Below are 12,411 nucleotides of genomic sequence, written 5' to 3'. Positions count from 1 at the left end.
GGATTCTCCTTGGAGCCGCCGAAGCTTATCGCGGCGGAAAGGTGGTTCCGTTACGTATTCCCCTTTCCAGACGGCCGGTCAAGTGCGAAAGGGGCCAGGTCAGGAGCAGGTACAAAAGCGCCAGGGGCAGGTAGGCCTCGAAAGTCTTGTAGGTGGTGGCGTTGACGACCTCGGCCGCCTTGGTCAGTTCGCGCACGCTGATGACCGACAGGAGCGAGGAGTCCTTGATGCAGGAGACGAATTGTCCCGTCACCGGCGGCACGATCCGCCGGGCCGCCTGGGGAAATATCACGTAGAAAAGGGCCTGCCGGTGGGTCAGCCCCGAGGACACGGCCGTCTCCCACTGGCCCCGGTCCACGGATTCCACCCCGGCCCGCACCATCTCCGAGATGTAGGCTCCGGAAAAACAGGCCAGGGTGGCCGTGCCGATGACGTAGGGGCTGTCCACGTGCACCAGGACCCCGATGCAGAAGTAAAAGATGAGGATCTGCACCAGCAGCGGCGTGCCGCGAAAGGCCCCCACATAGAGGGCCGCCATTTCGCTCAAGACCACGCTGCCCGACACCGAGGCCAGCCCCGAGGCCAGTCCGAGGGCCAGGCCGAGGACGATGGCGCCGATGGAAATGACCATCGTCATGCCGAGCCCGGCCACGAAAATCCGGCGGTAGGCGAAGACCGCCTCCCAGTCCCAGTGGTAGCGCAGGTGCGACAGGACCAGCCACAGGAGGCCGGCCAGGGCGGCCAGAAGCAGGAAACGGACCGTCAGGCGAAAGGCCTTCTCGCTCATTTGGCGAAAAGGCCGGCCGGAAAGACCAGCACGTAGGGGACCCGCTCGCCGAAGTCCGCCACCAGCCGGGCCGCGATTTCCTTGGACACGTCCCGGTCGGCGGTGGCCAGGTAGGCGGTGTTGCCTTCGATCTCCACCTGCCCGGCCTCGTTTTTCCAGCCGCCGCCCCCGGACCCGAGCCGGGTATAGCCGCCGAAGGAGGCGACGAGCCAGGCCTCGAAGGCCGGCATCCTGGCCGCGGCGTCGGTGCCGCCCGCGCCGTCGGTCGGGACCGTGAAGAGGTGGGCGAAGACCTGCCGGGTCTCGGCCGGGGCCGGAGCGGGCAGGCACCATAAAAGGGCCAGGAGACACAGGGCCGGGACGAGGACGCGACGGGACATGGAGCCTCCTTGGGAAGGCCGGACCGGCCGGTCCGGCGGTCGTGGGCGTTGGTGGCGCGGGGCGGCCGGGAAAACGGGTTCCGGCAACGTGGCCGTCGAGGGATGCCGGCGCGCCGCCAAAGGGCGCGCCGGCATCGGGACAGGACCGGCCCGTTGGAACGGACGCCTAGTTGCCGAGAATGTCCTTGAAATATTTGGCGCGCAGGGCCTCGAGGGTCCCGTCGCTCTTGATGGTGGCGAGGTAGGACTCCAGCCATTGCCACCAGTCGAAGTCGCCTTTTTGCAGGGCGATGCAGAAGGGTTCGTAGGTGAACGGCGTAAGGAGCGCCTTGGTGGTTTCGGGATTCTGCCTGTGGTGCTTGCCGATGGAGATCTGGTCGTAGAAGAAGGCGTCCACCCGGCCGGCCACCACTTCCTGGACGCAGGCCGTCTCGTCGCTGTAGCGGTTTATCGTGGCCTTGGGGAACCGCTTGGTGGCCACCAGATCGGCCGTGGTGCCGGTCTTGACCGCGATGATCCGGCCCGGGGCGTCAAGGGCGGCCGCGTCGGTCACGTCTCCGGCCTTTTGGGCGCTGAGCAAGGCGCACAGGCCGGTGGTGAAGTAGGGCGAGGTGAAGGTGATGGACTTGCCGCGTTCCAGGGTGCCGGTGATGCCGGAGATGATGAGATCGATTTTGCCGGCGGTCAGGGCCGGGATGAGGCCGGTCCATTCCATGTCCTTGATTTCGAGTTTGACCCCGAGCCGTTCGGCCAGGGTCCTGGCGATGTCCACGTCGAAGCCGACGGGATTGCCCTGTTCGTCCACGTACTCGAAGGGCCAGAACTTCAGTTCCATGCCGACGACCAGCGTGCCGCGTTGGACGATCTTGCGCAGGTTGCTGCCCTCGTAGACGTCAAAGGGGGTCACGGCGACCGAGGTGCCGCAGCACATGGTCAGGGCGACGAAGGCAAGGCTCACGATGCGGATGAAACGGATCATGGTGCACCCTCCCGGCAAAAGCCTGGCAAAAAGGTTGACGCGCGCCGAAGCGCCCAAGCCGACGCATCACGACTCCCGGAATCCCTCTCGAAAGAAACGCGCGGTCCCGGCTTTTTTCTCGGCCGGATGCGGGAAGAAAACACTTCCGGACGCCACCCGCTTCCCGCGTCCCCTCCAGGGGGTCCGGGGGGGATGATCCCCCCCGGCCGCCGGAGGCATCTTAAACTCCCTCAATCAATAATCCCACTTCCAGTTGACGCCCACGCCCTGCTTGTTGTCCACGCCGACCCGGCTGTCCACGGTGATGTTGGGGGTGACCTGGACTTCCACGGACACGGCGCCGCTTTGGGCGCCAAGGCCCTGTTCCACGCCCACGTTGACCCCCTTGACGATCTCCTTGGTGGCCTTCACGACCGTGGAGGAGATGCCGCCCTTGCCCGAGACCAGGGTGAGCTGGTCGAGGCCGAGGATGCGCCGGGTGCGGGCCAGGATGCTGGTCGGCGAGCCGCCGGCGTAGAGGGAGGCCGCGGCCTGGGCCAGCTGGGCGGCCTGGATCGGGGAGAGGGTGGCGGCGCTTTGGCCGAAAAGGATGCGCGAGAGAACCTCGTCGTGGGGCAGCGGCGGGTTGGAGGTCAGGTTGATCGAGGGGTTCCCCGCGTCGCCGGTGATGGAGACGCCGGCGGTGACGTCGTCGGAAGTGGTCTCGGCCAGGATGTCAAGGGTCGGAGCCGGCGGGGACTCGCCGCGGAAAACGACGTCGCCCTTGGTGATTTCGAGGTTGCTGCCGAAAAGTTCGACCAGGCCCTTTTCCACGTAATACTTGCCGATGACGACCGGGGCGGCGGCCGTGCCCGTGACGGCGATCTCGCCGCCCCAGCGGGATTCGAGGCCCATGCCGCGCACGTAGACCGCCTGGCCAAGCGCGATCTTGAGATCGAGGTCGATGTGGCGGGCCGCCGCCGGCGGGGTGGGCTTGGGTTTGGTTTTGGGAGCCCTGGGGTCGTTGACGTAGACGACCGGGATGACCACCACGCTTGGGGGCAGGTTGGTCGGCAGGTTGATGTCCGCCGGGCCGATGGTCAGGGCCCCGGAGGCCTGCATGCGCGAGAGCGTGCCCTTGACCGCGATCGTGCCGTCGGCCTTGGCCGTGTACTGGTCGAGGCCGGCCACCTGCAGCTTGGACAGGCGCAGGGTCAGGTCCACGGGGCCGTTGACCGGATCGGCGAAGCCGACCGAGCCGGAGAGGGTGAAGGACCCGCCCTTGGTGTCCTGGCCCGCGCCCTGGACGATGGTCAGCACGCCGTTCGCGGCCTCGGCCCGCAGGGTGAGTGCCCGAAGGACGAGCCCGCTGTCCGCGTTCTCGAAGCGGCTGGCGGCCAGGGCCATGGCCCCGGACACGGTGGGGGCGGCCAGGCTGCCGCCAAGGGCCAGATCGGCGGTCAGGCGGCCCGTGGCCCGGGTGTTGGCCTGGGCCAGGAGGGGGGCCAGGTCGGACAGGTCGGTGTCGGCCAGGAGCCGGCCGGTGAGGCTCCCGCCCTGGGGCAGGTCGAAGACGAAGGGCTCCACGGCGAAGCGCACGGGCAGGGCCGCCTCCAGGGTCACGGCCTCCTTCTTGCCGTTCGGCGCGACCACGGCCTTCACGGTCGCCTTGCCGCCGCTTAGGCCGGCCGTGGCCCGGACGGACAGGGGCGGGGCGCCGCGCGTGTTCTCGGCCGCCATTTTGACGCCCTCGCAGCGGAGGTCGGCGGCCAGTTCCGGCCGGGCCGGGGAGCCGGACAGGGTGACGGTGGCCGAGGCCGTGCCGTCCACGCCGGTCAGGCCGAAGGAAGACAAAAGGGGCAGGGGAAAGCGGTCCACCGTGGCCTTGGCCGTGGCCTGCTTCGGGCTGATGGCGGCCTGGGCGGTCAGCACCGCCTTGTCGTAGGCAAGCGCCAGGCCGTCCAGCCGGGTGGTCCCGTCGCCAAAGGTCAGGACGGCCGGCGCGGTCAGGGCGAACTTGCGGGCGTCGAGGCTGCCGGCGAGGGCCGTCAGGGTGAGTTTTCGCCCCTGGCCGGCCGGGGCCAGGGTGGCCCGGGTGGCCAACTCCAGGGGCTTGTCGCCGGGGATGGTCCCCTTGGCCTCGACCGTGGCCGCCATGAGCTTGCCGTCGCCGGTGGCGGCCACGGACAGGGTGGCCAGGGAAAGTCCGCCGGCGTCCACGCCCTTGCCGGCCACCGTGGCCTTGCCCCGGGGATTTCCCGTCACGTCGTCGAGACTGGCCCCGACGGTGAGGCTCGCCGCCGCGACCCCGGGCAGGCGCAGGTTCGCGCCGGACAGGTCCAGGGCAAGGCTCTGCCCGGCCGGTTTGGCCTCGGCCGTGGCGGTCAGGCGCAGGCTGCCGGCGAGCGTCTGGCCGACGAACCGGCCGAGGCCGGCCAGATTGGCCGCATTGCCGGAAAGTTTGCCCGAGACCCGGCCGGTCCTGGTGTCGAGAACGGCGTTGCCGGAGAACGCGGCGTCCGGCGCGGCCAGTTTCAAGTCCGAAACCGTCAGCCGGTCGCCGGCCAGGGCAAAGGCCGTTTCCAGTCTGGCCGACTCGCCTTCGCGCCGGGCGGTGAGGAGGAGCTTGCCGGCGGGCCGGGCCAGGGCGTCCGTGGCCGAGGCGTCGAGCGTGACCGCGGCCAGGGCCAGATCGCCAAGGACCAGCTTGTCGGCCGTGGCCTTGGCCTGGAGATGCGGGGCCCCGGCCGGGCTCGTGGCTTCGGCCGAGAGTTCCAGGCTGCCGCCGGCCTTTTGTCCCAGGGCCGGGCCGAGCGCGGACAGGTCCGGGATTTTGGCCGCGACCTTGGCGGCCACGGGCTGGCCCCTGGCATCGACGCTGCCGGTGGCGGTCAGGGTGACGGCCTTGCCGGCCAGGGACAGTTCGGACAGTTCTGCGCCGGCCGGCGAGAAGGCGGCCTTGAGGTCGAGGGTCGGGGAGGCGCCAAGGAGCGCGGCCAGGGCGGCGGCGGCCGTATCGGCCGGGTCGCGGCCGGCCAGATCGGCGAACCGGAGCGTGAGCGTGGCCTTGCCCGCGCCGGCCGCATCGGCGGTCAGGTCGGCCGTGGTGGCCAGGGAGCCCGACAGCTTGAGCCCGGCCAGGGAGGCCGCGCCGGCCACGTCGGCGACATTGAGGGCCAGCCTGCCGGCGGCCTGGCCGTCCTGCCAGCCGGCGTCGGTCAGGCGCACCTCCCCGCCCTTGCCGGTGATGGTCAGGGCCTTGGCGGCGATGCCGCCCTGGCCGTCCACGGCCGCGGTGAGGGACAGGGCCAGGTCGTCGCCAAGGAGCGTGGTGCCCTCGGGACCGGCCAGATTGGTCAGATTGCCGGCAAGAGACAGGGTCGCGCCGGGAAAGGGGCCGGACAAGTCGCCCGTGGGCTCGGCCCTGGCCGTCAGGTCGGCCGCGCCAAGGGCCAGCGGCCCGGAGCGGACGTCTTTGGCCACGAGGCGCAGGCCGAGGATGGGCCGGGACAGGTGCCCCGAGGCGTCGAGGCTGGCCTCCACGACCCCGGCCAGGGACGGGTCCAGGCGGGCGGCGTCGGGCAGGGACAGTTTGGCCGTGGCCGTCATCGTATTGTCCGAGGCCTTGAGCCCGGCCGTGGCCGTCAGGCTGCCGACGGCGGCGGACGCGTCCAGGCGGTCCAGGAAGAGGTCCTCGGACACCAGGCCGTAGCGGCCGGCCAGACGGCAGGTCGGCGCCTGGCCCACGAGACGGGAAACGGCCTCGGGCAGGAGGCCGTCCGGCAGGGTGGCGGCCGCGTCCAGGGAAAAGGAGGCGGTGGCGTCTTTTTGAAGCGGCACGCCAAGGCCGAGGTCCAGGCCGAGAAGCTCCTTTTGCGACAGGGTCGCGACCAGCCGGCCCTTCCAGGCGTCAAGCGGCCCGTCGCCGGTCAGGTCCAGGGCCAGGGGGCCGCCGTCCGGGCCGGCCAGGACGGCGGACAGGAGCCCACCCGGGGCGTCGGTCAGGGACGCCTTGGCCGCCAGCCGCCAGTCGGCGTAATTGAGGGACCCGGCCAGCCGCAGGGCCAAGGGCTTGTCCCCGTCCTGGCGCGTGGCGGCAAGGGTCAGGCCGACGGCCCCGCGCCCGGATTCGGCCAGCCGGCCGGAGATGGAGATGACGGCGGCCTGTCCGGCCACTTCCTTGTCGAGGATCAGCCGGCCGACCGAAAGCCGGTCGACCAGGATGGCCGGCAGGCGCGGAAAGCGCGGCGGCCATTCAAGCGGCATGGGCTCGGCCGCAGCCGGCGGCAGGGCCGGTGCCCGGCGCAGGCGGACGATGTCGGCCGCGACCTCGCGGACCTCCACCCGGCCCCGCAAAAGGGCCAGGGGCGACCAGGACAGGCGGGCGTCCTTGACGATGAGCCACGGGCCCTTGGCGTCGGCCAGGGCGAACCGGCCGACGGAGAGCGAAACCGGCAGGACGCCGGACACGTTCTCGATGCGGGCCTGCATGCCAGAGCCGGCGGCGATCAGGCGTTCGGCCACACGGGCCGCGCCGCCAAGGCCAAAGGGCGTCAGGAGCAGTCCCCAGACGAGAAGGACCAGGCCAAGCACGCCCCCGAGCCCCCAGGCCAGCCAGCGGAGCCACCGGCGGCCCCGGGGCCGGGGGGAGGGGGCGCGGCCTTCCCTAGAAGGATTGTCCGATGCTGAAGTAGAATTGGGCAATGTCGTCGATATCCTTGCGCCGCGTCACCGGCGTGGCCACATCGAACCGTATGGGTCCGATCGGGGTGTAGATGCGAATGCCGAGGCCCGCCCCGAGCAGAAGGGGCTGGTTGTAGGGAGGCAGGGCGTTTTCAAAGGCCGAACCGCCGTCGACAAAGGGAACCAGGCCGACAAGCTCCGTGATCCGCAGCCGCAGTTCCACCGAAAAGGTCAAAAGCGAGCCGCCGCCGACCGGCGTCTTGCTGCGCAGCGGACCGACCGTCTGGTAGGGGTAGCCCCGGATGGAGCCCGACCCGCCGGCGTACCAGCGCAGGTCCGGGGGAACGTCGTCGCGGTCGGCGCCGATGTTGGCCCCGCCGATGATGCGGGTGGCCAGGACCACACCCGGGTCATCGGCCAGCTTGAAATAATTGGAGAGCGAAAATTCCGGGCGCAGGAAGCTCTGGCCCTGGGCCAGGGTGGCCCAGTAGGGGGCGAAGGAAAAGCTGCCGAGAAGGCCCTTATGGGCGTCGAGCACGTCGTCCCGGGTGTCGTAGGTGGTCTCGAGCGGCAAAAAGACGAAGCCGTAGCGCTTGTCGTTCTCCCAGGGCTTCGACTTGTCCTCCTCGATGCGCGAGGCCCGCAGGCCAAGGCCGGCGGCAGCCGAAAAGGCGTCCGTGAACTGGCGGCGCACCGAGGCCGTGGCCTGGGCGTTTTGGCCCTTGTACGCCTTCTTGTCCTCGTCGGCCACCTTGGCCTTGGATTTGAAGAGCTCCTTTGGCGTGATGAAATCCGGCTTTTCAAAGGCGGCTTCGCCGGTCTGCTCGATGGCCGAGGCGCCGGCCGCGACCGAGAATTTCTCGCCCCCGCCGAAAAGGTTGCGGTGCTCCCAGCCGAGGTTGGCCCCGGGGCCTTCGTCGGTCTTGTAGTCGATGCCGCCCTTTATGGTCCGGTGCTTGCGCTCGACCACCACGACCCGGAGCGGGATGCGGCCGTCCGGGCCGGGCTCGTTTATGGGCTCGATCTGGACGGCGTTAAAAAGATCGAGGCCATTTAAGGTCTTGCGGTACCGGGCCACCAGATCGGCGTCGTAGGCCTGGCCGGGCTGCCACGGGGCCATGTTCGCCAGGAAGCGCTCCTTGACCGTGGCCACCCCGGCAAACCGCAGCTCGCCAAAGGCCGCCCGGGGGCCGGTGTCCACGGTCCAGGCCACGGTGACGGCGTGGGTGTCGAAGTCGGCCGTGACCTTGCGGTCGGCGATGGCCACGAAGGGGTGGGCGTTCTTGCGCAGGGCGGCGAGGATCCTGCCCTCGGCCTCGACCACGGCCCTGGCGGAAAAAGGCGACGGCACGCCAAGGCCGATGGCCGCGGGCGCGGGCAGGACCCCGGCTTCGCCCGCGGTGTCCCCGGTCGGGGCCAGGGTGACCCGGCGCAGTTCGAACCGGGGGCCGGGCGTGATGTGATAGGTGAGGACGGCCGGGGACACGGACTGGTCCACGGTGGCGGCGACCGTGGCCGCGAAACGGCCTTCGGACTGGAAGACCTTCAGGAAGGCCGCCTTGTCCTCCTCGGCCCGGCGTTCGAGGAGCAGGACCGAATCCGGCGGGGATTGGAGCAGGGACTCGGCCTTCGATATCTGGCGCAGGAGGGCCAGGGTGTCCGGCGCGATGTCCCCGTCGTAGCGGACCACGTAGGCCAGCCCGGCCGGAGCCCCGGCCGCCGGGGCGGGAGGGGTTTCGGCCCGGACGGGCGCGGCGCCAAGGACCATGCAGGCGAGAATGGCCCAGAGCAGAAAGGCGGTCATACGATGCATGCGCAATCCGTGGCGGTTCTCTCTTTCCCAGTGTCGTTGCAACGCTGGACGGTACCATGAGGTTCGGCGGCCAAGCAACCGCCGGGACGCTTTGGGCCCAAGGAACCATGCCTTTTTCCGCATCGGGCGTCAAAAGGGCCGCCCGCCCCGGACGGGGCGCGCTTCGGCCGGCCGGCGACCGGTCGCGGCAGGCTTGACCCCACGGGAATCCATGCCCTAGAGTCTCGCCACCGGAATTTTCAGGCGATCATGGGGGCGTCTTCACCCATGGCCAAAGGCTGGTGCACGTTGGAGAAGCAAAAGCGCATCCTGGCCATCGACGATGAGCGGATCAACCTTCGGGTCATCGGCGGGCTCTTGCGCAACCTCGGCCACGAACCGATCCTGACCGAATCTTTTACCGAGGCGCGGGGGCTTTTGGATGCGAGCATCGATCTGGTGCTCCTCGACGTCATGATGCCCGAAACCGACGGCTTCACCGTGGCCCGGCGCATCCGCGAGATGCCGGGCGTTTCCGACGTGCCGATCATCATGGTCACGGCGCTGACCAGCAAGCAGGACAGGCTCAAGGCCGTGGAGGCCGGGGCCAACGACTTCATTTCCAAGCCCATCGACCTGACCGAGCTTCGCGTCCGCATGGGGTCGCTTCTCAAGATGAAGGAGTCCCAGGACGAGGTGAAGCGCTACCAGGCCGAGCTCGAGGAGATGGTGGCCGTTCGGACCTCGGCCCTCAAGATGGCCCTGGAAAACGTCAAGGAGTCCCAGCGCACCATCCTGTCGGCCCACCTGGAGACCATCCACCGGCTGGCCGCGGCCGCGGAATTCAAGGACGAGGAGACGGCCGACCACATCCAGCGCATGAGCCGCTACTGCGCGCTTCTGGCCTTCCGGCTCGGCCTGCCCGACGCCGAGGTGGACCTGATCCTGCAGGCGAGCCCCATGCACGACATCGGCAAGATCGGCATCCCGGACAGCATCCTCTTAAAGCCCGCCAAGCTCACGCCCGAGGAATGGGAGGTGATGAAAAAGCACACCATCTTCGGGGCCCGCATCCTTGGCGAATCGAATTTCGAGCTGTTGCGCGTCGGCGAGATCATCGCCATGGCCCACCACGAGAAGTGGGACGGCTCGGGCTACCCCAAGGGCCTTGCCGGCGAGGACATCCCGCTTTACGGCCGCATCTGCGCCGTGGCCGACGTGTTCGATGCCCTGACCAGCAAAAGGCCCTACAAAGAGGCGTTTTCCAACGAGAAGTCGCTGGCGATCATGCGGGCCGGCCGGGGCAGCCACTTCGACCCCCGCATCCTGGACACTTTTTTCGCCGACTTCGAGCGGGTGGAAGAGATCCAGAAGGAATTCCTGGTCTGAACCCGCCGTCCCGGGGCCGCGCGGGCGGAGGCCGGGAAGAGGGGACGCCTTCCCCGGCTTTTTTGAAAACCACATGGCCCTGTCTGTTCGGGACATAACCAAGGGGCCGGACATCCGGCCGCGCCGCCGCCCATGACCGACCGCACCGCCAGGCCCTCCGTCCTGCTCGTGGACGACGTGCCGGCCAACATCCGCGTTCTGGCCGAGTACCTGCGCGACGGCCACGACATCCACGTGGCCACGCGCGGGGAAGACGCCCTGGAACTGGCGGCGCGCCTCTTGCCGGACATCATCCTCCTCGACGTGGTCATGCCGGGCCTCGACGGCTACGAGGTCTGCCGGCGGCTCAAGGCCGGTCCGGCCACCCGGGAGATCCCCGTCATCTTCGTCACCGCCCGCTTCGCCCCCGAGGACGAGGCCTTCGGCCTGTCGCTCGGGGCCGTGGACTACCTGGCCAAGCCGGTCAGCCCGGCCGTGGTCCGGGCCCGGGTGAAAAACCACCTGGAGCTGCGGGCGGCCCGGGTGACGCTGGCCCGGCAAAACGCGGCCCTGACCGAGGCGGCCAAGCTGCGCGAGGACGTGGACCACATCATGCGCCACGACCTGAAGGCCCCGCTGACCGGCATCATCGGCCTGCCGCCGCTGATCCTGGACGAAGGCGGCCTCTCCGAGAACCAGGCCCTTTTTCTGCGCCTGATCGAGGAAAACGGCCTCAAGATGCTCTCCATGATCAACCTGTCCCTGGATCTGTTCAAGATGGAGCGCGGGGCCTACGTCCTTCGCCCGGAACCCGTGGACATGGCCCAAATGGCGCGCAGGCTTTTCACGGAACTCGCGCCTGCCTCCGCCCACCGGCAAGTGGCCTGCGCCCTGACCCTGGCCGGGGAGCCCGACGACGGCGCGGCCCCGTGCCTGATTGCCGGCGAACGGCTGCTCCTTTATACCATGCTGGCCAACACCCTGAAAAACGCCCTGGAGGCCTCGCCGGCCCGGGCCACGGTCACGGTGGACTTGCAACCGGGCGATCCGGCCGTCCTCACCGTGGCCAACCGGGGCGCGGTGCCGGCCGATATCCGCCAGCGGTTCTTCAAGAAGTTCGCCACCTCGGGCAAGGCCGGCGGCACCGGCCTCGGGGCCTATTCGGCCCGGCTGATTGCCGAGACCCACGGCGGATGCGCCCGCATGGAGACGTCCGACGCCACGGACACGACCACCGTCATCCTGGTCCTGCCCCAGCCGGATTCCGTGCCCTCGGCCGCCTGAGGCCGGGTCCCGCCTGTCCCGGCCCCTGGCAATCCCTTGGACAAGGCGGGCCGGGCCGGGTATTTTCCTCCGACAGCCGGCCGCGCCTTGCGGCCGCCCTTGGCACCAACAGGCGGCAGCGCCGCTTCGATCAATCGCCCCGCGCCGGCCGTTTTCCACGGCGCGCGTCGGGGCAAGGACGCGGCCCCCAAATACCATGAGCCACAAGCAGCAGAAAAAAGACGGGAACACCGGCACGTCCAGGGAGGCGCTGGGCCTCGTCCCGGCCAAGGAAACGGCGGCCCCGGCCTGTCCGCTGGCAGACGCCCTGGCCGAGGGATTCGTCCACGGCGACGCCCTGGAACTGTTGCCCCGCCTCCCGGCCCGGAGCGTGGACCTCTTTTTCATGAGTCCGCCCTATGCCGACGCCCGGGCCTACAGCCGCATCCATCCCGACCGGTACGTCGAATGGTTCCTGCCCTTTGCCCGGGCCATGCTGGACGCGGCCAAGGATTCCGGCAGCATGATCCTGAACATCAAGAACCGGGTGGCCAACCGGGGGGCCTTGAAGGGCCAGCGCCACCCCTACGTCTACGCCCTGGTCCTGGCCCTGCAGCACATGGGCTGGCGGTGGCTCGAGACCTACATCTGGGCCAAGCCCAACGCCGTGCCCGGCCGGTTCGGGCCGCGCACCAAGGACAGCTTCGAATACGTCTACCACTTTGCCAAGGGCGTGCGTCCCCACTTCGACCTGGACGCGGTGCGCGTGCCCTACAAGGCCGATCCGGCCGAGATCGCCCGCCGCAAGCGCGACACCCTTGGCCGGCGAAACACCATGGCCGGGTTCGGCCGGGACCGGACCAAGACCTATCTCCTCGGCGGCGCGGACCCGGGCAACGTGGTGTCCGTGCCCCAGACCTACAACCAGCACCGGGGCGTGGCCCATACCGCGGCCATGCCCGAGGGGCTGGCGGAATTTTTCATCCGGGTGGCCTCGCCGGCCGGCGGGGTGGTGATCGACCCCTTTGCCGGCAGCGGCACCACGGTGGTGGTGGCCCGGCGTCTGGGCCGTCTGGCCGGCGGGTTCGAGCTCCACGAGGAGTACGTGGCCGAGGCGAAACGGCGGCTGGCCGCGGACGTGGCCGACGACGTGCCGGGTTCGCTTACCGACGCCGGGTGA

At 69.6% G+C, this 12,411-nt stretch carries 8 protein-coding genes; 3 read left to right on the top strand and 5 right to left on the bottom strand.

The window, feature by feature from the left end; translation table 11 throughout:
* Nucleotides 1-25: 25 nt before the first annotated feature.
* From DFW101_RS09150 to DFW101_RS09130, 5 genes are all read right to left on the bottom strand, one after another.
* Nucleotides 26-787, bottom strand: coding sequence for an amino acid ABC transporter permease (locus DFW101_RS09150; RefSeq protein ID WP_009181225.1), 762 nt, complete (start codon nt 785-787; stop codon nt 26-28).
* Entirely contained in the window at nt 784-1,167 is a 384-nt protein-coding gene (locus DFW101_RS09145; protein ID WP_009181224.1) for a hypothetical protein, read from the bottom strand. Before DFW101_RS09145 ends, DFW101_RS09150 begins: the two co-directional genes overlap by 4 nt.
* 166 nt (nt 1,168-1,333) lie before the next feature.
* Nucleotides 1,334-2,146, bottom strand: coding sequence for a transporter substrate-binding domain-containing protein (locus tag DFW101_RS09140; RefSeq protein WP_009181223.1), 813 nt, complete (start codon nt 2,144-2,146; stop codon nt 1,334-1,336).
* A gap of 234 nt (nt 2,147-2,380) precedes the next feature.
* Nucleotides 2,381-6,718 carry a translocation/assembly module TamB domain-containing protein gene (locus tag DFW101_RS09135; protein ID WP_009181222.1) on the bottom strand — a complete coding sequence of 1,446 codons (4,338 nt, stop codon included), beginning with the start codon at nt 6,716-6,718 and terminating at the stop codon, nt 2,381-2,383.
* Nucleotides 6,719-6,791: 73 nt separating this feature from the next.
* The gene (locus DFW101_RS09130) at nt 6,792-8,621 is read right to left on the bottom strand and encodes an autotransporter assembly complex protein TamA (RefSeq protein ID WP_009181221.1); all 1,830 of its coding nucleotides are present in this window, start codon (nt 8,619-8,621) and stop codon (nt 6,792-6,794) included.
* A 267-nt stretch (nt 8,622-8,888) separates the two neighbouring features.
* Here DFW101_RS09130 and DFW101_RS09125 point away from each other — a divergent pair, with 267 nt between their 5' ends.
* The 3 genes from DFW101_RS09125 (at nt 8,889) to DFW101_RS09115 (ending at nt 12,411) form a co-directional block, all read left to right on the top strand.
* Nucleotides 8,889-9,989, top strand: coding sequence for an HD domain-containing phosphohydrolase (locus tag DFW101_RS09125; RefSeq protein WP_043642806.1), 1,101 nt, complete (start codon nt 8,889-8,891; stop codon nt 9,987-9,989).
* A gap of 132 nt (nt 9,990-10,121) precedes the next feature.
* Nucleotides 10,122-11,252: a hybrid sensor histidine kinase/response regulator gene (locus DFW101_RS09120; protein ID WP_009181219.1), complete on the top strand. Its 1,131-nt coding sequence runs from the start codon at nt 10,122-10,124 to the stop codon at nt 11,250-11,252.
* 196 nt (nt 11,253-11,448) lie between these two features.
* Nucleotides 11,449-12,411: a DNA-methyltransferase gene (locus tag DFW101_RS09115; protein ID WP_009181218.1), complete on the top strand. Its 963-nt coding sequence runs from the start codon at nt 11,449-11,451 to the stop codon at nt 12,409-12,411.

The organism is Solidesulfovibrio carbinoliphilus subsp. oakridgensis, from assembly GCF_000177215.2.
GTDB classification, from domain to species: Bacteria; Desulfobacterota; Desulfovibrionia; order Desulfovibrionales; family Desulfovibrionaceae; genus Solidesulfovibrio; species Solidesulfovibrio carbinoliphilus.
The sequence above is the reverse complement of the archived record's forward strand: the minus strand, read 5'-3'. Positions and strand labels throughout refer to the sequence as shown.